General features: G+C 50.9%; 21 protein-coding genes and 1 pseudogene. 13 read left to right on the top strand and 9 right to left on the bottom strand.

Annotated elements, in window-relative coordinates:
- Positions 1-108 precede the first annotated feature (108 nt).
- Positions 109-843 carry a hypothetical protein gene (locus BG842_RS05090; RefSeq protein WP_069449933.1) on the bottom strand — a complete coding sequence of 245 codons (735 nt, stop codon included), beginning with the start codon at positions 841-843 and terminating at the stop codon, positions 109-111.
- Between the two features lie 167 nt (positions 844-1,010).
- On the opposite strand from BG842_RS05090, the gene BG842_RS05085 reads away from it, so the two are divergent.
- Positions 1,011-2,039 (top strand): hypothetical protein, encoded by a 1,029-nt coding sequence (locus BG842_RS05085; RefSeq protein ID WP_139136023.1) that lies wholly within the window; start codon positions 1,011-1,013, stop codon positions 2,037-2,039.
- A 597-nt stretch (positions 2,040-2,636) separates the two neighbouring features.
- Here the strand turns inward: BG842_RS05085 and BG842_RS05075 are convergent.
- The gene (locus BG842_RS05075; protein ID WP_083252436.1) at positions 2,637-3,005 is read right to left on the bottom strand and encodes a helix-turn-helix transcriptional regulator; all 369 of its coding nucleotides are present in this window, start codon (positions 3,003-3,005) and stop codon (positions 2,637-2,639) included.
- A gap of 245 nt (positions 3,006-3,250) precedes the next feature.
- On the opposite strand from BG842_RS05075, the gene BG842_RS05070 reads away from it, so the two are divergent.
- The 4 genes from BG842_RS05070 (at position 3,251) to BG842_RS05055 (ending at position 8,515) form a co-directional block, all read left to right on the top strand.
- Positions 3,251-3,592 (top strand): hypothetical protein, encoded by a 342-nt coding sequence (locus BG842_RS05070; protein WP_069449930.1) that lies wholly within the window; start codon positions 3,251-3,253, stop codon positions 3,590-3,592.
- A 68-nt stretch (positions 3,593-3,660) separates the two neighbouring features.
- On the top strand, positions 3,661-5,490 hold the full coding sequence (locus BG842_RS28645; protein WP_139136022.1) for a hypothetical protein: 1,830 nt from the start codon (positions 3,661-3,663) through the stop codon (positions 5,488-5,490).
- Between the two features lie 76 nt (positions 5,491-5,566).
- On the top strand, positions 5,567-7,075 hold the full coding sequence (locus tag BG842_RS05060) for a hypothetical protein (protein WP_139136021.1): 1,509 nt from the start codon (positions 5,567-5,569) through the stop codon (positions 7,073-7,075).
- 456 nt (positions 7,076-7,531) lie between these two features.
- Entirely contained in the window at positions 7,532-8,515 is a 984-nt protein-coding gene (locus BG842_RS05055) for a 26S protease regulatory subunit (RefSeq protein WP_217493271.1), read from the top strand.
- Between the two features lie 462 nt (positions 8,516-8,977).
- Here BG842_RS05055 and BG842_RS05050 read toward each other — a convergent pair whose 3' ends face one another.
- Positions 8,978-9,496: a transcriptional regulator gene (locus BG842_RS05050; RefSeq protein ID WP_069449927.1), complete on the bottom strand. Its 519-nt coding sequence runs from the start codon at positions 9,494-9,496 to the stop codon at positions 8,978-8,980.
- Between the two features lie 1,022 nt (positions 9,497-10,518).
- On the opposite strand from BG842_RS05050, the gene BG842_RS28640 reads away from it, so the two are divergent.
- The 3 genes from BG842_RS28640 to BG842_RS28630 all read left to right on the top strand — a co-directional run bounded on the left by BG842_RS28640 (position 10,519) and on the right by BG842_RS28630 (position 12,412).
- On the top strand, positions 10,519-11,067 hold the full coding sequence (locus BG842_RS28640) for a hypothetical protein (protein ID WP_139136019.1): 549 nt from the start codon (positions 10,519-10,521) through the stop codon (positions 11,065-11,067).
- 132 nt (positions 11,068-11,199) lie between these two features.
- Positions 11,200-11,904 (top strand): hypothetical protein, encoded by a 705-nt coding sequence (locus tag BG842_RS28635; protein WP_139136018.1) that lies wholly within the window; start codon positions 11,200-11,202, stop codon positions 11,902-11,904.
- 10 nt (positions 11,905-11,914) lie between these two features.
- On the top strand, positions 11,915-12,412 hold the full coding sequence (locus tag BG842_RS28630) for a hypothetical protein (protein WP_139136017.1): 498 nt from the start codon (positions 11,915-11,917) through the stop codon (positions 12,410-12,412).
- A 422-nt stretch (positions 12,413-12,834) separates the two neighbouring features.
- Here BG842_RS28630 and BG842_RS28625 read toward each other — a convergent pair.
- The 3 genes and pseudogenes from BG842_RS28625 to BG842_RS32435 form a co-directional block, all read right to left on the bottom strand.
- Positions 12,835-13,016 (bottom strand): annotated as a pseudogene (locus tag BG842_RS28625) (ISH3 family transposase); the annotation flags it as partial.
- Between the two features lie 211 nt (positions 13,017-13,227).
- A complete protein-coding gene (locus BG842_RS05045) occupies positions 13,228-13,743 on the bottom strand; it encodes a hypothetical protein (RefSeq protein ID WP_069449926.1) in 516 nt (171 codons plus the stop codon).
- A 240-nt stretch (positions 13,744-13,983) separates the two neighbouring features.
- Positions 13,984-14,115 (bottom strand): hypothetical protein, encoded by a 132-nt coding sequence (locus tag BG842_RS32435; RefSeq protein ID WP_256388499.1) that lies wholly within the window; start codon positions 14,113-14,115, stop codon positions 13,984-13,986.
- A gap of 313 nt (positions 14,116-14,428) precedes the next feature.
- On the opposite strand from BG842_RS32435, the gene BG842_RS27150 reads away from it, so the two are divergent.
- Entirely contained in the window at positions 14,429-14,668 is a 240-nt protein-coding gene (locus BG842_RS27150) for a hypothetical protein (protein WP_083252434.1), read from the top strand.
- 165 nt (positions 14,669-14,833) lie between these two features.
- Here BG842_RS27150 and BG842_RS05035 read toward each other — a convergent pair whose 3' ends face one another.
- Entirely contained in the window at positions 14,834-15,028 is a 195-nt protein-coding gene (locus BG842_RS05035) for a cold-shock protein (RefSeq protein WP_069449925.1), read from the bottom strand.
- A 158-nt stretch (positions 15,029-15,186) separates the two neighbouring features.
- On the opposite strand from BG842_RS05035, the gene BG842_RS05030 reads away from it, so the two are divergent.
- Positions 15,187-15,615 (top strand): hypothetical protein, encoded by a 429-nt coding sequence (locus BG842_RS05030; protein ID WP_069449924.1) that lies wholly within the window; start codon positions 15,187-15,189, stop codon positions 15,613-15,615.
- A 144-nt stretch (positions 15,616-15,759) separates the two neighbouring features.
- The gene (locus BG842_RS05025) at positions 15,760-16,359 is read left to right on the top strand and encodes a hypothetical protein (RefSeq protein ID WP_069449923.1); all 600 of its coding nucleotides are present in this window, start codon (positions 15,760-15,762) and stop codon (positions 16,357-16,359) included.
- Between the two features lie 58 nt (positions 16,360-16,417).
- Here the strand turns inward: BG842_RS05025 and BG842_RS05020 are convergent, their stop codons facing one another.
- Entirely contained in the window at positions 16,418-16,732 is a 315-nt protein-coding gene (locus BG842_RS05020; RefSeq protein ID WP_217493270.1) for a helix-turn-helix domain-containing protein, read from the bottom strand.
- 182 nt (positions 16,733-16,914) lie between these two features.
- Here BG842_RS05020 and BG842_RS05015 point away from each other — a divergent pair, with 182 nt between their 5' ends.
- Together BG842_RS05015 and BG842_RS05010 are read left to right on the top strand one after the other, a co-directional pair.
- Positions 16,915-17,385 (top strand): Lrp/AsnC family transcriptional regulator, encoded by a 471-nt coding sequence (locus BG842_RS05015; protein WP_254662911.1) that lies wholly within the window; start codon positions 16,915-16,917, stop codon positions 17,383-17,385.
- A 168-nt stretch (positions 17,386-17,553) separates the two neighbouring features.
- The gene (locus BG842_RS05010; protein WP_083252433.1) at positions 17,554-17,931 is read left to right on the top strand and encodes a hypothetical protein; all 378 of its coding nucleotides are present in this window, start codon (positions 17,554-17,556) and stop codon (positions 17,929-17,931) included.
- A gap of 705 nt (positions 17,932-18,636) precedes the next feature.
- Here BG842_RS05010 and BG842_RS05005 read toward each other — a convergent pair.
- The gene (locus BG842_RS05005) at positions 18,637-19,908 is read right to left on the bottom strand and encodes an AI-2E family transporter (RefSeq protein WP_069449921.1); all 1,272 of its coding nucleotides are present in this window, start codon (positions 19,906-19,908) and stop codon (positions 18,637-18,639) included.
- Between the last annotated feature and the right edge of the window lie 325 nt (positions 19,909-20,233).

The raw sequence follows: 20,233 nt of genomic DNA, 5'->3' as shown, positions 1-20,233 counted from the left end.
TTGAATGATCGCGATTTGGTGAACAACAGAAATCCTGTGTTAATTTTTTCTCTGTAGAACAGTATTTCTATAATATGGCTATGCTATTCCGAGGTGTCCGTCACTCTTTTAGAAGTTGACATCTTCAACTGATTCCTCGGTTGGAACGTAGAACATATCCTTATCGGAGTCGTGAGGATCACCGGATGGGACTTCCTGAGCCCGCACGGTGCGAATTCTTTCGCGTTCGTGAGACGCGCCGTTCTCCAGGTTCGCCAACTTTTCGTTCGCTTGTCTAACGTTTTTCCGAACCGCTTCTGCTTGGACATCCCGCTTCCCGGCCCACTCGTGCGGCTCCTGATGTAACTGGTCAACGACCCAGTAGTCTAACGCTTCAGCAGGAGACAGATTATACCGCCAAACCAGTTCTTCAAAGCGTTGGTACGTGTGCCATTTCCCATCTTCCCACCCGTCAGGGTAGCGCACATGAATCGGGAAGAAAAATGGATCTTCATAGCTTCGCGCGATCGGGCCGGGGATAGCTATTGTCAAATCCTGAGCCTGAAACTCCTCTAAATAAGCCGATGCCACGGTAAACAGTTTCTCGGGCGTGTAGTCGATATCTGCTTCCCTCATCTCCTCCGTCAACTCGAATTCATTGAACGCAAGCCAGACACCGGGGCGATTGTTATCCTCCTCGAGCAACCAGTAATCGTAACCACTCTGGAGGTGGCATCGCTTGAAATGCTTGTGTAATCGACTTTGAATTGCGCGTTCTAAGGCCTCAGCGGTATGTGAGAGTTCATCTTTCGTGTACTCTGTCTTCGCAGCGGCGTTTGTTAGGAATCGATCTTTGAGTACCATCTACCCAAACGCATAGTTGGGATTAGTATAATTCTTCCGGTGGATCAAACTATAGGTTGGGTTAGAATCCACACAACCATCTTCTAACGGATTGTTCCAGTTCCAACACCCGCAGTCCAATCTTAATAGGCCTTAAGATGATGTAATTCGAAATCTGGCCGCTGATGATGCCCGCCACTGGTTTTCGTGCCGGCAACACGAACTTGACCTGTCCACAGTGCGAGAAGCGAATCGACAAGCTCCATATCAATCCCCGCGGTGGGAGCATCGACCCCGACACACCGCTCTCTTGCCCGTACTGTTTCGAGTTATTCTTCGCCGAGAACGGACTACTCTATACCCTCCACGAGATGGACGGGGACGTCTACTTCGGCTTCCCGTTCGCCCTTGGCGGGGGCCAGATGCGGAACTTCACTACGGTGACCGTCGGGGAGACTAGTCGACACGTCGTCAACAACCTCTTCGCCGGTGATGAGTTCGAGACCGTCCAGATCCTCGGTGCGAAGCGGAAGGAGGCGAGCGGCGACGACCGCTTGCCCCTTGAACGACTTGGTGACTCGTACACCCGTGTCTCGCTAGGCGATTCAGCCCTGATTGCCGTCCTCCCAGTCGGACCAGATGAATTGGTCGTGACCGCCAGCCTTGATGGCGATGCCGATGATTCGGAGATAGGAGTGGATGACGAACTTGAGGTGCTGTACGATGCGAAGCTCACGCGTAGATCAGCGGCGAATCCGCCATGGATCGACCTCCTTCGCGAGGCGGAACAGGTCATCCTTCGAGGAAATCACATCTCGGCGGTTCCCCTGCTCGTATCCGCGATTGACGGTGCCCTATATCGGGCCATCTACCTTTACTACGTCGTAAACGGCCATGATCCCGACGACGCCGACGACCGCATCAAAAATAGGTTCGGAAACCCAGATGGAGAAGTCTACACCGATGATCTCGCCAAGGACGCGCTGAAGGAAATCACAGGGGAGACACTCAGTGATGCGCATGGACCGTATGGCGAGCTGTGGGCCGAGTTCTGTGGAGATGAAGGCTACCAAGGTTTCCGACACATCGTCGTTCACCCCGGCAGAGAACCACTTGAGGCAGTCGAACGAGAGACAGTCATCGACTGGTTCAACATCTCTGTCTCACTCATTCTGGGCGGATTCGAACTGCTCTGGGGACTGGACAGTGGTAAGTGAGTCGGCGCAGTTTGAGCACGATTTGAACTGGTGGAGGTAGACAATTTCACAGTTGAGACGGTCGTAGAAGGCTTTTATACCGCTTTGGGGGCTTCCTTCACGTATAAACCTTGAAGAGACGATCGATTAACTCACCGAGGAACTCAATCTCGAGCGGTAACCACATCCGAGAGGTCGGTCAGTCGGTCGCAAAGCTCCGCGACTAATCGTAAAACAGCTCTCTGGAATTCTGTTCGAGAGCCCCGTTCCCAGAAAGTCGATGACCTCCTGCTTTGTCGCCCCCGATTTCTCAAGGAGATCTTCTCGATCTGCACGCTCAAGGACTGCACGGGCAAACTCCGTACAGTGTTCTTCGTTCCGAGTAGCGTGCGTTGACAGTGCGTCACGCCAGTGCATATCAAATTCGAACTCGTCTAACCGGATCTGAATCCCGTCTTTCTGCTCCACAAGATCGACACCCAGTTTTTGCAGTTGCTTGAATCGAACGTTGTTCCTGCGAAAGACGAGTACTTCATTTGGGAGCAGGTGTATCGTGCCTGTCGGCACGTCGAACAGCTCCCGATAGAGGTGACGCGTGCGGGCAGGTGACTGTAATGACTACTCAGCCGTGACGATGTCATGAAGGAATTGGTAGTATTCCTCAACCGCCCAGTCACCCCGCCCAACGGTTGCATACGCATTCCGTCGCTTATCGCTTGCTTTCGTCTGTTTAGAGATCAGCCCTTTCTCCACGAGTCGATCGAGGCCGGGATACAATCGGCCATGATTGATCGGCTCTGGATAGATGTCTTCCAATGCCTCCTGCAGATCGACACCCTCAGCGGGCCCTAAGCGGTAAATGAGACACAAGAGGTGTGCCTGAAAGGCGGTGAGATCGGTCGGGAGATTATACGAAGCAAAGTCAAGACCGGATTCATTCTCATGTCTGTCGGCAGAGTCGCCTTGGTCGGATTCTGAATTAGTCATACTGGAGTGACTAATCTCCGCTACTTAAATCCTACTATAATATATAGTGAATAATCAATGCGAAACACGTGGAAGAATACGAGACCAACGCTCGTCGTTGCTGGGAGGAGATGAGTATCGACTATCTTGATTGTCCGAAACCATCTTTAAAATGAGCCCAGATTGCTCCCCCACGCCAGCTAAAATTCAGTATATTATTCATAAGGGCTAAAGTTTTTATCACGGGGAAAAGAACGAAACCGTGTATGCACGTCCCATTCCGCCATCGAATTACGTATCTGGTCACGGCCCTGCTCGCGTTCGGCGTCAGTACGGGCATCGCCGCTGCTCAACAAAGCGAGATCAACAACTCGCTCAGTGAGATCGAACAGTTTGTCGCAACCACACTGGGCCAAATCGGAGTCATCGTCTTCCTTGTTGGTGCAGCGTTGTGGTTCGTTTCCGGACGGAACGCAAGTCGCACACAGTGGGGCTGGCGTGCCCTCTGGGGTGGCGCTGGGATGATCGTGCTCTCGGTCAGCTATAATGTGTTCGTCACGCTCTTCGAAAACCTCGCTCCGGGGATGATCGTCCCACCGTTCTTCTAACGACGGTGCGCCAGTTTCGACTCCCGTATATCATCGGCCGACCATCGCCCTGAGCACTTTCCCTACGAATGTCACCACTCTCGAACACACGTCTTCAGCAACTCATTCTCGGAATCATCGTATTGCTCTTATTGCTGAGCTCGTTTGCAACTGGCGTCAGCACCACCCATCTCGCGAACGCCACTGACGTCTTTGTCTCTGATGATCCAGATCCCACCATCGGTGCGCTGCCACCGTTCATTCAACCAGACCTCCGTACAATTCTCCAGTCTCCGAATATCTCAGCAGCAAATGCCAGTCGAGCTCGTGATTTCACGTATTCGACGTCCCAGCCGTCCTACGAAGTCGGTCCTCGAAATCAGACGCTTGCCGAGTACCGTCGCACCAACCTCCAGAACCTTCCGCACAATCGCTCGACGAGCGCGTGGTTTCCTGATTCAAATCGTACGAACGGGACTGTCGTCAAGAATGCACATATGACGATCCTCGGAACACAGAATGGGACCCAAACCCGTCTCGGTCGGCCGAACACATCGTCACAAAATCTCTTCTTGCTTCCCCGAAACGGGTCTATTCTCGCCGCGCTCGATTACTCGACGGCGATTCCAAATCAGACCTGTACAGTCACGAATGGCACGAAAACCTGTATCAATTACTCCATCACGAGCCAGTCAATCAATCGGTCACTCAGAATCGGCTCGCAAACATGGGCTCCCGAGGAAACCACAGACGAAACCGAAGCATCGCGGCCGATCACATACACGAATGCACGGGCGACCGGCCGAACGACAATGGTCGTGAAGGGAACGATCACAACGCGGTTGGCCATTCACAAGATCGTCTCAATCCGGACAAGTTCGGGGTGGGAGCAAACGAATGTGACCTCAAATACCACTCTCCTTTCGCATACTGTTCGCAATACAGCACCCGTCGTTATCACACCGAACCAGCAGCTCAACGCAACGCAAACACTCGTTACTGACAACGGCGACCTCAAACGGATTATTCTCCGTCTGGATGGACCGACGACATTCACCAATCGTCGACACTGGAGTTATGCGACATTCAAATCCGGGCAGATGCGCCTCCAAAACGTGTGGGGCGTCTACTCCCAGCATCGCTACCAGAATGCAACGATCGGCACCCAGCGCCCCAACACGACGCTCTCACTCAATACATCACAACCGTTAGTTCTGCTCAACAGGTCGGTCAATCGCTCCTCGCCACTCAGTACGACCTCACAGAGAACAGTCCCACCGCCAGGTGTTCTCGAAAAACAGCTGATCGCCATTCGAAGCAAGCCAGCGATTGCTCGTATGGCTCTACAGACAGCGTCGACGGCAACTGTTAGTCGCGTTCGCACCGCTCCGCTCGCTCCAGAGGCTGCACCGCTCAGTCCGACCGTTAACTTATCATCGGTTCCACCACGGGCGCCCACTCGTGTGGTTATCACGAACGTCGATCAGCCGCTCAACGCGCTCTACGATATTCATGGCGATGAGATCCCACTGAAAACGAGGACTGTCTCCGAACACCCAGCCTCGCTCACATTAACGAAACAGGATAAGAGACATGTTCGGATCGAACTCACCGACGCCCAGACCGGGAGCCCGATCACTAACCAATCGATCTATCTCCACGGGGCCGTCCAGGGCCGTGTCACCACCAATAGTGACGGGATCGCTGTCGTCACGCGTGATGAGAGTGCCGTCGAAGCAACGTTTCGCGGCGTCGCCAACGATTCACGAGGACTCTACTACGCCCCATCGAGCAATCAGATTCGATTTGCGCCTACACCGTTCAACATCTACAGCGCACTGATGGCACTGAGTAAGGGGTTCGTGGCTGTCATCGCGTTTGTGCTATTCTATCTCCCATTTCACTATCTCCGGCGATAATAATTCAGAATATCTAAGAAAATATTTTTACGCGATGGTACTGATATACAAGCAAACACCATCTTTTTGACACCCAATGATCCCCACCCTCCAATCACACGGCACATCCATTGTTCACAGCATCCCAGTGACGATTCCCAAACTCGCAGTTGGAGCTGTACAACACCCACTAGAGATGACATCATTCGTTCTTGCCGCCGGATTCACCGGGTGGATCGCGGATCTGTTCACCTGGCTCATGACGAAGCTCATGGGCTTTGTTGGACTGTTGATGTCCGGTGGCGTGTACACGTTCTTGGTCTTCGATAGCCCCTATACCGATCCGCAGTACCTCCAGGCGTTTGACCACCTGTTGGGTATTTTTCCACAGTTGCTCGTGGTCGTGGTGATGGCTGGCTTTGCCTCACAGCCATTTTCAAAGAAAGCCGACGTGGATAGTGTCATCCTGGTTTGGAAGGCACTCAAGGCGATTATCTTTGTCGCCGTTGGTCGCCAGCTCATGCACTTCGGTCTGCTGCTCGTGAACGCCGTTATTGCCTACATTTACCCCGAGAGCTATGGCGCGTTCGGGACGCAAGTGCTCAAAACCGGGATGGAAGGCGCAGCTGCCTCCGCAGGTGTCGTCGCGGTTGGTATGGTGATTCTGAGTGTAACCTCCATTGCTGGGATTCTCCTGTTGTTTGCGATGCTGGTGATTCGGGAATTCCTCTTCGTCGCGATGTTCGTCACACTGCCGATTCTGGCGGTGATGCTCTATCTCGACTTCGGCCCATTCGAGGATTCAGCGAAAGCCGCAAAGATGTTCATCAATGCGACGCTCTCGCTGTTTCTCGCAGGGATCTTCATGGCTGCCCTCATGTATGTTGGCGCTGCCGCAATCGGTGCTACTGGACCTGGCACAGCGACACATGCAGCAGCCACTGCAGGGTCGGATCCTGGTTCGTTTAATGATGTTCTCGAGTCGTTCCTCTTCTGGTTGATCGGCTTGGTTGCTCCTGCCGTCTATGGGCTGAAAACAGCCATGTCATCGGGTTTTGTCCCCGGTCGAATCCGCAGTCGGCGGAAGCGGACTTCTCGAAGTCGGTCGTCGGCCTCAGCAGGTGGGTCAAAGGAGTCGAGCCGTGCGAGTATCATGAAGCAGGCTCGGTTTGGTGGGAAACGTGCCGGCAGCGCTGCAACAACAGCGAGTGCTGCAGCGGGATCCGCCATCAGTCAAGCAGATAATCGCGCTACTGGAGGAAAAATCACTGGGACGGCTGGTAAAGCAAGTTCGGCTGTTCAAAGCGCTAAGACACGTGCTGTTTCTACCGCTTCGTCCAAAACACCAGAGTCATTCTCTAAGTACGGGAGATCTGCGGGTCACCATGGGAAGAAAAAAGGGAAGCGTGTAGCTAAAGATGCACGTGCAGGGACGAACTTCACACTACGAAATCTCGACCGTTCTCCCCTTGATTGGGCAGAGGCAGGTCTCGAGCATTATCGCGAAAATCCAGTTGTAGATACACCAGTCGATAGAAATAGGTCGGATCAACGAACACTAGACGAATGGCACGAGTCGTCGAGTGGGGAAGGTCGATCAAAGTGACATTTTTTGACAGAATCTATTTAACAGAAAAAGAGGAGCACATAACATAATATGGACGGTCGAGAAAACCCCACGTCCACTACTCACCGAATATCCACTAGGATTCCCGGGAAACTAATCGGTTTAGGAGTTCTAACTATTATCTCTACTGCGTGCTACTCCTTGGGTCCAATCAGTGTATTCTTAGTAGCTGACAAGCTTTTATCCACTTTTGGGATAGTTATTACCGTCGTCGCCAGCATAATCTCTATTTGGTTTCTCCCTGGGCTTGCTACTAGTATTATATTCGCGATTATTTCCCGTCTCGGTCGATTAGATGACGAAACTGTAGACGCGAGCTGGTTTTTTGGGATGATGATTGGTATTGCTGTGCTAACTGGAATTTGGTTTCTACCACTCTGGGGTGATTTTGTCCCCGGTAGTGTCGCGATCTTACAGCCATTTCGAGTGTCTCCCATGCTCGATAATCCATGGCTGATGGGGCTCAGTTGGGTTGTCTGCATACCTATCCCAGTCTTTGCTACTCTTTCAACGCTTGACGATCAAGATGAGGAAAATTCCTCAGATGCAACAGAGAAACAACAAGTTCAATCGACGTCATCTAAAACTAACCAGAATCATACCACCCAGGATAGACAACACCGTGACGAGAGCCATAGCGGTGGACAATCACCATACCAACAATCTGATCTTACTTATGGTTGGGAGTCAGCACCCCCCACGAGGTTTCGCGATGTTGGTGGAATGGATGATCTCAAACGCAATATTATGCGATCGGTTCTTCGCCCGCTCTCACACACTGACGCTGCCTACGAGCGGTTCAACGTCTCGCCACCAAATGGCATCCTCTTACATGGCCCACCCGGCACGGGGAAAACGCATTTCGCCCGGGCGATTGCTGGCGAACTCGGCCATCCATACCTCGAGCTGAGCGCTGGCGATATCAAAAGCCGGTGGGTGAATGAGTCTACTGAGCAAGTCAATCAGTTGTTCAACGAGGCCGAGCAATTCGACCGATGTGTGATCTTTGTCGACGAGATTGACGCACTCCTTGCCGGTCGTGGGAACGACCTTCACCGGGAGCACGCCCAAGTTGTCAACGAGTTTCTGGCGCACTTAGACGATGAAGACCCGAGTTTTCTGCTCATCGCAGCAACGAACCGTGCAGACTTGCTTGATGAAGCTGCGACTCGTCGTGGTCGCTTTGATCAGCAATACGAGGTTGGCCTTCCCGACAAAGAGGCACGGGAACTGATTTTCCGCGTACGACTCCGTGAACTTCCATCAGATCTCGATGATGACGATTATGAGACGCTTGCTGAACAGACAGGAGATCGCAGCGCAGCGGACATCGTTGGAATGGTCGATGATGCGGCGATGCGGGCTGCCGAGCGTGATGCCGAGGCAATCACGAAAGACGATCTCCTCGAGTGGTGTTGAACAAGACTCACCGACGCTGGAGTACCGTCTCTAACCGATCAAGAACTTCCCACAGTACCCGCACAGGATGTTCACTTCCAAACGACACCGATTCATAGGTATACTCCTCAGCAGGTGTCTCTCGCTCTTGATAGTGTTCCCACCCATTCACATGCGGATTTGGCTCGCAATGCCACCCGCAATCAAATCCCGACGGTTCACTATAGTGAAATGAAAACTCGGCTCGTTCGGCTGGAGCCTCTCCAGCAAACCATCGGATTGTAAACGACCCTGACTGGGCTGATCCACCAAACACCGTTGGATCAAGCGTTGCTTGGACACGAGTGAACTGTCCATCCGGAACGCCGCGTGCCTCAGTCACGCCTGGGTGTCTGCCAGCGTTTCTTCGCAGTTCGAGCAGTATGTCGTGTGACGCCTCTCCAGCATCATACCCACCGTCAGCAGCGAACATTGGCAATCATGTTAGGCAGGTGCGGGCGCTGTGCCCGAGTAATCCGAGTAGTGTTCGATCGCATCCTCGATAAGGCGTAGTCGGTATCGGACGATCTCCCAGTCACTCGCGACCTGCCGCACTTCTCGTGTCTTGGTAGATGTCTCTACCTGAGCAGCCAGTTCACGGAGCCTGTCTGGGGAGTCGACATCGTACTCATGTTGCCATGATTCGATTTGCTCTTGGAGGTCAGCACGCAATTGGATGAGATCATCGCGATCGCGGTCATCCAGCAAGTCACGGAGCGCTCGCATCCGCGTGTAAAGCGGATCAGGCTGATAGAGCGTTGCCTGCTCACCCGAAACAGTCTGAAGGACGTTCATATCGACGAGTCGCTGAAGATGGTCACGGGCAGTATTTCCAGCGACCAGGGCTTCCTCGGCGATCCAGTCGGCGGTGCGTGATTGTAAGAGTGTCACGGCGATCGAGCGAACACGGTCGAACGCACTCGTGTTTTCTTTCCACACGTCGGTTCCCGGTGCGTCAGTCATACTCGACTATTAGTTGTGGAGTGCAATAATTCTATCGAGGGTGCAACTATCTGCATCTTCTGTCGATCAACTAGATGTCTTCGGTACGGATAATGAAGTGAGAATCAATAGCTCACCGACCGCTCGGTGCCCGATGAGTTCGCTTCCGTCCGAAATTTTTCAGAGTTGAAGATGTTACAGCCTTCGGATCACGCTGATTCGTCGTTTGGACAGGAGAGAACGCGCGGGCACAGGTTAATGAGAGATGGGTTTACAATCGTCTAACCCGATGAAAACGAAGCATGACAGCAACGACTCGTGATCGGCCAGAATTTGACACCGTGCAACTCACAATCAAGCCAGCAGAAGCCCAAGAACTCGTTCAACAGACATTGAAGGGATTGCGGTCGTCAGTCACAGGGGACAGCATCCTTTTGCGCTCGTCTGATGGGATGTTGGTTGCGATTCTTCGTAACGACTCATCAACCGATGAGCAGCATCGAACAGAACTTGCGTATCGCGTTGCCCCACCGTCCGAACTCGCAACACGAAGAGGAAAGAAGGTATTCGAGAGTCTCGAATCACACCGGGCCTGATAACGGGGTAGCGGCGGGAATGAGCGGCAGCGGATTGCAGCGCAGCGGATATCGTTGGAATGGTCGATGATGCTACGATGCATGCGGCCGAGTGCGACGCCAAGACGATCTCCCCACCGACCAGGACAACCAAGAAGACTGAACCTGATTTTCTGCCACTTAAATCCATAATCGGAAGTGAACACGCCCCGGGACCCCCTAACCAATCTATGTGCAATCCGTGGTGTATATTTAATACTGAAAGTATCCACGTTACGGAAAGGAAACGACTACGACCCCATCTGATTATTCATTGCCGACAACTTCCCGCACATAACCAGATGGGAAAATGAGAAGTGTTGAGGCTAATAAACGCAAAACCATTCTGATCATTGACGATTAAGAGGACAGTGAAAGAGACATTTGAGTTATCGAGATGTTTATTACATTCTATGCATATTTTGAAGTGTGAAACGAAGAGATATACTCGCCTATGTTGGAATGGGTGCGGGATCATTAGCGGGTTGTATTGGTGATAGTACTAACGAAGCAAAATCTAATACGAATTCCACTAAAAGAAGTCAATCGACTACGCAAACTACTACTGGAACCACTACTGCACTGTTTACGCCATCTAAGAAACAATCAAATGGAATCTCAGCAAAATTGACTGTGGTATCCGCAGATGAAAAGAGAAAGAATTCAGTGATAGATTCTAAATTCAACTGTGGGAGGTCAACGGCAGTTATCCATGGACGATTTATTCCTAAAAGTGGATGCTATAAAGTAGCTATTCAAGCAATTAAACAGTCAAAAGATGGTAAAGAGATAAAGATAACCTTGGTGAATAAGAAATCCAAAGAAAGGGACCGAGAAGAGGATTGTTCTCAAACAGTCTATAATTATCGTCTCGTAATGAGTACTAATAATTCACTTCCAAGAAGCATAACTATTGAGTACAATATTGAAAATAATAGTAACGAAGAGTTCAAATTAGAAAACAACAAATGTGATTAATCTACTTTGTAAAGAAATCTCGAATATGACGTCGTATTCAGATTTATCTTAAAATACGGACCGATTTTAAAAATTCTCAATTCATTCTCTAATAGAAATATTTATAGTAATGCGTTATTAATCAATCCCTGTATGGCAACATATGAAGTTGGTGTCTGGGGTACTGAAACCCTTCACAACAAACAGGGAAATGACGTATTAGATACGATTGCAACATTTATTGAAAGAGGTGCTGAGCGAGCCGGGAAAGATGTTTCTGCAATTGCTCGATCTACACCAATTCCGGCGCCGACTGAAGAAATCAAAAATTCATTCTCAGCAGAGAGTCCGTGCTATTACAACACGACGCTCACATATAGTGATCTGTTAGATTGGTGGGAATCATACTGGGATTGCAATTATTTGGACTATGCTACGGACTCAAATTTATTAGTAACACATAACGGACCATATTATGGAGGTGGGCTCGGAAATATTTCCGGTCCTAATTGCGTCGCAAACGGCTATGGCATCGCTTCTTGGCGGGATACATACACCTATTCAGGAAGTACATCTGGCGGTTCCTACTCAATGAAGTCGTGTATGCATGAGGTAGGACATAACGTACTAAAAGCTAACACAGGCGATCCAGATGGAGACGGTAAAACTCAACACGACGTAGGAACGACATATGATACTTCACAGGGAATTTCGGTTACTGTGATGAATGCCACTCCCGATTATTTCGATTATTTAAAAAACGGGAACGAGTGTAACTACCATCCGCCAACATCAAGTTTCGATAGGATTTCTTTCCGATATTCAAACTGTTGTCAGGGAAAATGGGAGAAAAAGTGAGGTAATTAAAATGAAACAAGACATCACTCGACGAGAAATATTGAAGAAATCAAGTACAGTTAGTCTCCTAGTTGCGGGCGTATCCCTCTCAGAAGGCAAGGAGCCTGAAGAACCAGGGACAAATCAAACACCAAGCAGCGATGGTGAAAAAGGTCAATTCCGGGTCATAAATAACACAGACACGGAAGGAAGTGTAAACGTTTCCTTAACTGATATCGAGACCGGCAATGTGTCTGCCTCGTTTGATCTGGATACTACCGGCACAAACATGAGTAAAGTCCAGAGCATGGCACACAAAAACCGGTTCCCGTTAGTTAGTGCAGATATTACTTCATTCGGGAAACTGTCCCGTGGGAAATATCAGCTAAAGATTAACTACAAAGATGAGAGTGACATAGCGAATATTCAATTAACGAGGGGCGGACATCTCCCTCCTGACATATTTATTCGGTCATCTATCTCACCAACTGGTGAGATAAAAACTCGTTCATACTACGATTGCGAATAGGACACCCACATATTTTCAGATGTGGCGGGCAGTTGCATGATGCCACAATCACTCGAAGAGGTGTCGCCCGGTTAATCTCGATGGTGGAAAATTGTCTGCTCTCTAGGATTTCGCCCCGTTTCAAAATGCGTGATTGGTTTGATAACCGAAATAGAACGTGCGACTGCAGCGAGGTCAACTTCTCGAATTTGGCCGATTTCGGTGATTGACTTCCTGTGGGCAGTATAAGCGGCAGTGGATCTCTCAGATATTCTCATTCAGATGTATGAAGTACATGGCATAAATACCATAGTTGATAGCAACTGTTCCAGCAATCCACTCAGACGCGCTCGATCTCATCTATACGCAGTCATCGCCACATGTCGAGTTCGACTACGCTGGGTGTCGAATCGAAATCATGCCTGTACGGAAAGTACGCATACAGTCCAGCCCTTCGAGAGTTCTTGCTTGATCGTCTGCTGGGGCGATCGGCATCACGTGGGCGTGGTTGGGTGTGAAGCAGTGTCAAACACTTGTTGTCGTAGAACTCGCGATCGAGATAAACGACCTTGCCGTCGAGGTCAAGGCCGTCAAGGATTCCAAGAAACCCTGTAAGGACATCAGCAAGTAGACGTCTCAACTAACCGGCTTTGTGATGCACTGGGTATATTTCCACATTGATCACGTGATTTTTAGCCTTATCCAGCGGTTCCCCTGATTGAATTTCGGAAATCCCGAGAGACGGCAATCGGTTCGTGATATAAGCCCATCTACTGACTGTTTAAGAGCGCTTTCTCGCTAATTGTAGCGCCGTCTAGCGAAACTACAGAGTCGATTTAGTCACTCCGCTGAACAGCTGTTATGAGTTGGCTTTTTGGAAGCCACTCATCGGTGAGGCTAGGAAGACCATCCCGGTTGCAAAACTGTTGCTGGTGGTCTTGCAGTTGCTTTGCTAACCGCTCGTGGTGGTCGGTATCGACCCCTATATTTTCAATCCCTTTTTCGAGTGAGTGGATCTTGTGTGCAAGCCGCATGAGCGATCGTGCGGCCGCAGAATTCTCGAAAAGAATCGCGTCTTCCGTTTCTCGGGTGATGGTTCCAACGAACATCGTGGGGGTAGTTTTATCCATGGATCCACCCTTCTCGTCAGCCAACCATTCAGGCAGTTGAATGAGAAGCTCATCAGTGTCAAGAAGTCCCAACAATTGCCATAGTTGTCGGGACTTCTGTTCGTTGAGAAGTCCCTGGTCCCGGGCTTCTTCAAGAGAGCTGTCGTCGTCAGTGACCGTTTCTGAATGCCACTCACGGACGAATGCGTCGTAGTTGGCGTATTCGGTGATCAGGTCAGCCACTCTATTAGAAGAGAGTGCACAGCAACATTAATTCCCCCACCGACCCTGGTAGCTGTCTGATTATTCGGCTCTATCTGAACACTCTTGAGAATTTCACGTGTCTCGTCATCCAGACAGTCAGAGCCGAAGTAACACTCAGTTGTCAGGATCCACGTTTCGGGATTTGTATACCTCCCGCAAGGTCCCAGGCGTCAGTTGTCGTGTCGCGTCACGGATCGTCCAAAACTGCTCTACTCTCTGTCAAGTCGTGTGACACTGATTGAAATGTCGTGACTCTTCCCGAACCAGATCATATAGTTGGTTCATCAGTCGCTCGACGGGGTAGGCGTCCGTTTTCGACTCGATTTCGACGGTCGCTTCATGCCGGGACATATGGTTAGATGACGTCCCGGCGAGAAGGGGGTTAGACACGACGTAAATGGTTTTCACGTATCTGCAATACCGGTATCGTAGAGAATGCCACACTCGTCACACCGGACTAACGTCTCCGAATCCGGTATCGCCTTGGGGGAGTTACCGAGACTAGCAGTGATGTCGCCGAGATGCAACCCGAGATCAGTATACGCGGCTGCGTCACAGTTAGGGCATGTCATAAGGTATGTCTCTCGGCGAGAGGTCATAGAGATGCGGATTCTCTCCGTGAGACATGAAGGGGAGTTATTCCAGTGGGGAACTAACCACGACTATGTCCCACTACGAGGCTTCCTTCGAGATAGACTCGAAGACCGATTCGTACGCCGCACAACGCCTTCTTGAGCAAGTATATGATACAATTCGGGAAGAATCGCGGAGCGTTCGAGAAGGAACAGACGATGCTGATAAACTCCTGGAAGAGTTCCAGACGCTTCGAGATGCAGCGAAGCGTCGAACGCCAGGGCGACTGACCATCACCTACGAACAACACGACGGCGGATTCGAGGATTGAAATCCGAAGCCCAGTCTTCGTGTTTCCCGGGCTGGACGTAATGTCTCGAACCAGTACGGTCCTCCCAGCAGTCTAGTCTACCTGCTATTGCTCTGGGTGGATACCGGTTCAGAAATAGAACAAAGTCACACAGTGTCGCCTGTCTGGCGACGACGTGAACTTGAATTAGGCGCGGACGACGTTCGTCGCGCGCGGGCCCTTAGGGGCCTGTTCGATGTCGAAGTCGATCTCGGTTCCTTCCGTCAGATCTTCACCGCCAACGTCCTCCATGTGGAAGAATACGTCGTCGTCAGCATCCTCAGTCGCGATGAAACCGTAGCCGCCAGTGTCGTTGAAGAAATCAACCTTACCGTTTGCCATTACAAATAATTGCACAACCGGGCGATGTATAAGGGTTCCGAGAGTCACTGTACCGCGACCCGCCGTCATTAATCGGTGCATGTGCGTGCCACCATCTGTCGAAGCTGAGCGAGACGCGTTGTACGAACGTTGATTGGCCTTGCCATCCTACTAGGCGCATGGCTGAGTTTCCAGACGAGCGACAGCTCGTACTACGAGCGCGATCCCACTTGGAACAATGGACGAATAGTGCCCGGACGGCGGCATATGCTGAACTGTTCGACGGTGACGAGCCGATCCTCACCGCGGACGAACTCCAACTTCTCGATGCCCTCGATTCTGAACTGGAACGACAGGGCGGCGATGGTGTCTGGGGAACCGACCAGTACGGAATCCACACGGCGGGAACCTCAAGTTCGGATACTTCACTTGGAGTGGTCTGCGTCTATCACCCACAAATCACTACAGACTCCGTCCTTCGTGGAGCAGACGAACTCGACGACGAAACCGAAGAACTGCTCAACGCCGCACTCTGGCAATACAGTGAGCGTGTCGCAACGCTCATCGAAGCAAAACTCGACGAGTTCGTCCGCCGGACGCAGGGCTAGCCGCGCATTCTCGTGGTTCGTCAACCATGGACCCTCCCGGCTAATCAGTGACGCAGTCGCTGAACCTGTCGAAGCCTCTCCGTTGCATTCGGGACACCCATCCTTGACCACAGGACTATCCGCCTAGAGCATCAAAAGTGCGAGATGGCAGATAACAAATCGGGACGAGACAAGCAAGCGGACGACGCCGAAAGACGCCAGCGAGAGCGCAGTATCGCCGAGGAATTGGAGCGTGGGGACGAACCGGAGCCACCGGTCGAAGCGGGAGCACTCACCGACCTTGAGCCGGAACTCGAATCGCTAGAGTTTCCGGCGACAGGAACCGAGGTCGTCGATGCAGTCGGCGACCGCGAGGTCAAATCAGTCGACGGGATCTATGCCATTGAGGAACTGATTCCGGATACGGACGAGGAGGCGTTCGATTCTCCTGCTGCCGTCCGAGTACGGGTCCAGCGGCCGACAGTCGCCGCTGCCATGAAACGGGTCGTGGAAGCTAGCCAGATGCTTCCGAACACCGATTTCCGGGGGTCACAACGTGAGGCCTACGAGAAGACGTTCCAGGAACTCAAAGCGATCGACGCCGATGACAACGACGAAGGGGTTCAGGCGCTCAACGACTGGATCGTCGAGCAAGTCCGTGCCAAAGAAAAACTTCCGGGATCCAGGGCAGTCCGTCGGCAAGCGGCGAAATTCTGCCGGGCAAACGGGTACCATGTCCGGAACGACGAGTGGCTCGGCATATAGATCAGCGACCAGTGAGCGAGTGTGAAACAGAATAGCGCACCATATCTGTGGGAATGCACTAGTCGGGTGGCTTACCTGCGGGCCCTACAGTATGATTCTCCGTGAGTGTTGTGAGAAGCGGCTCGATAGCGTCGAATTGCGGGCCTTTCGCTACCTCCCCTGTCTCTTGCTCCCAGTCGATGAGCCTGTGATCTTCTAGCTGGGGAAGGTGCATATGGTGCATAGCAATTGCTCGTTCTTGGTCGCCATCGTCGGTTTCCACGGTTGCTGTGGCGACGGTGGGGATGGTTTGTGGGGATTCCTCTGTGAGTGCAAGGAGGAGTCGCCGTCGATGGCCATTCGCGAGTACTGTGAGCTGGTCATCGAGCATCATGAGTTTGCTGCCGAGAACACAGTGCAAATGATTAAACATCGTCGATTTTACGGATTGATAGTCGTTTGAGCAAGTGAGTGAATACGTTAAACCGACATTTACGTAGAGAAATCACTCAGTTTCACACACTCTATTTATGCACACTTACCGTATCCGTCACTATGAGCCGACCATTGGACAACGTGGACCGTGGTATCCTCTATCATCTCCAGCGAGATGCCCGGCATACAACTGCCCAAGAGATTGCAGAGACAGTCGGGGTTTCGGCGAGTACTGTCCGGAACCGAATCGAAGCGCTCGAAGATGATGGCATCATCAAGGGCTATCATCCTGAGATCGATTATGAAGCGGCGAATCTCCCGCTGCGCGTGCTGTTCGTCTGTACCGTGCCCGCAACCAACCAATCCGAATTTGTCCAGAAAATGCTCGAGATACAGGGCGTGGTCGATGTGCGCGAGATGCTCGTTGGCCGGCGGAATATCTACGTCGAAGTCGTGGGGACGAGTACGCAAGATATCACGCGTATCACGGACACGCTGCACGAGTCTGGTGTCACGATCGAGAGTTCCGAGATCATGCGCGAGCGGCATATGCAACCATTTGATCATTTCCATTTCAGTGAAGCCACCGCCGATGAACAACGTGAGCGCTAATTTTCAACCCATTCGATTGTGCATTTCATACTTTTAAAGCCAGATAGTGCTGGTAGAGCACATACTGTGTGTTGATGCACGATATTTCGAGTCTCTTTCTGCGAATTCACCAATATAACTAGATAATTATAAATAATGATTATATGTATGGCCAATCGAGACTTGAGTATGCGAGAGGATAAACACCCGATTGGCGATCGTGGCACCACCAAGGAACAGCTTACTCTCTTATACAAGCTCCTTGCCGATCACCGGCGCCGGGTTCTCCTCCAGTCTCTTCGCGATACAGCGGATCCTATGCCTATCTCTGCGTTAGTGACGGAGCTGACACAGAGTGCCGGCCGGGAACCGTCGGAGAGGGACGTGGAGACAGAGATTGCGGTCCATCATATTCATCTCCCCAAACTCGCTGATGCAGGGGTGATTGAGTATAACCAATCCGATCAGCAAGCCGCCTACAGCGCCCCGCCACAGGTTGATGCGCTGCTCAAGGAACTGTTGGTGACGGTTTCGACTGGCGAACAGGAATCCTCACTACAGGAATAATGCGGTTCAGCTACTAGGTTATCGGTCCTCCCCACTTCGTCACCCTGCTGTCGAGTATACTGCACTGTCCGCGTGAAGAGCACCGCCGTCGAGAATTTGGAGCCTCTCGATCGGCTAGTAGTAGCGACGTCCTGGGTACTCGGCTCGGACACCGTGACAGTTCGATCAGCATGGATTGTAACGGAATACCTATCAGATTCGATGCGTACTTCTGGTGAATCGTGCTGAGAGAGTTGAGTTGAGCCGAATTAATACCTTCTGCCGCCCTTCTGCCGGTAGTAGATGTCTCCACACCTGCTTAGTGCAACAACCGGCAGTGAGACAAATGAATCCCAACCAAGTCACTCTTTATGTGCAAGTGAACCAAATTTACTGTCGCCTGATTTGATAAGCGGCAGTGGAATTGACCACTATGACGCCCTCAGCGAAGCACAGAACCCACATCGCCAGTGAGAGGTTGTTTCCCGTAGCAATTGGTCGCTGTGATTTGATCGCCTGGGGGAGAGGTGCTCCTGCTACTTCAAAATCAACATGGAATATTACATACGTCTCTAAAATGATGTTTTGCTGAAAACCGTGGTCAAAACATCTTGCTCAGGATGTCACCCCCCGAACTGGCAACTTGCGTGCTTAGAATACTCAATAGTCGACTTCAGCAGTGTCTGACTTAGTACCAACGCAGTCGGGTTGATCTAGAGATTGTTATCACGAGTGGTCGTCTGAACTTTCGTCTTGTTGTTTTGTAGTCTCAGTGGGAGATGCTTGGTCTGCTGATAATGTTTCTGTGGAGGATTTCGAGTCTTGCTGAGTGGAATCATTTCCACTCGTTGTTGCAGGCTGGTTTTCATTTGGATTTGGAATTGGATCAGTTGCAGTTGCTTGTGGCGTCAATTCGCGTCCGTGTAGTAATTCCGGTAAAATGATGCGGGTACTATGGACGAACAATACGAGTAAAAGCGGTCCAAGGAACAGTCCATACCAACCGAACAGTAACGGGCCAAAGATATACGCGAATAGGACGAGGCCAACGTGGAGATTCCGACCGGAGATGTATGGCCGCAATAGTATTTCGGTGAGCCCATCAACAATCGTGGCTGTAATGAGTAGAAAAGCCACAGGGAACCAAATATAAAGTGGCTCTGATGCTAATGCGACGCCAGCTAGATAAAGACCGACTGGAACGTAGACGAGTTTCATTCCAACCACTGGAACTAGACTTGCAAGCCCCGTTAATAGCCCGAACAAAACAGTTGCTGGAATAGCAAGCCCAGGAGGAGCAATCGCATTGAGGGCCGTATACGTGATCGAAGCGATGATAGCGACCACGAAGGCATTCAAAATATTGCCGAAGTAGATCGTCTGAAGATCAGTATCAACGGCCTCTAAGAAGGCATGTGTTGCGCTGTCCGACTTACTAATATGTGATGTGAACCAATTCGCAAGCCTCTGACCATCTCGGAGAAGATAGAACGCAATTGCGAGTGCAATGAAAACGTGCAAAAGACCGACGACAATTGCACTCAGATATCCACCTGTTGATGTGAGTATCTTACTCATAGTCTGTGGACTGAGATACTGCGTAAGTTGCTGGGGATTTGAAAGCAACTGCTGCAATAATACCTGTAGATCCTGTGTCCCAATAACACGCTGCAGAAATGGCCCAAGAAGTAATTGATATTGATCCAAATTTGACCCAAAGAGTTCATTCACCTGGTGAATACTCACGAGTACAGTATACGCGATCAGAAGTAATCCTGGGAACGCGAGCATACCGAGAGAAAGCCCGGCTGCGAGCGTCGGTGATCCCACACGATGGGTTAGCTGCCGGTACACGGGTCGCGTTGCATAGTAAACAAATAATCCGAGAACGATCGTACCCACATACGAGTAGAGGATGTAGACGAAAAGTACGCCAAGAATGCTGAAGATCAGCCACCAGGCTATCCTTTCCCGGTTTTGAGTGATGTCGTGTTCCACGCATCAAACTTAGCGAGACAACATCGTAAGTACAACGACTGGCACATTGTGTGATGAGGTCAGTAGACAAGCGATCGTTCACCATAGTGAAACGAGGCATACTATGACACGATCAGCTGTACACCGTGCGTCGATTTCCGCTTAGCAAGTTAGAAAACCAGTAGATGGATGTCGCGGCTATTAGCACTCTATAGTGAGTTCAAAACTACCTGTGCTTTCCACAATATCTGGGAATATTCATGAATAATCATTACTGGTTCAGGGGTCATAGCATAGCTATGGAAAATCAGTTCGAGAAGATACCACCTCATGATGTCACCGCCGA

The sequence above is a fragment of the Haladaptatus sp. W1 genome (genome assembly GCF_001723155.1).
Taxonomy (GTDB): domain Archaea; phylum Halobacteriota; class Halobacteria; order Halobacteriales; family Haladaptataceae; genus Haladaptatus; species Haladaptatus paucihalophilus.
This window is presented reverse-complemented; position numbering and strand designations above follow the sequence as displayed.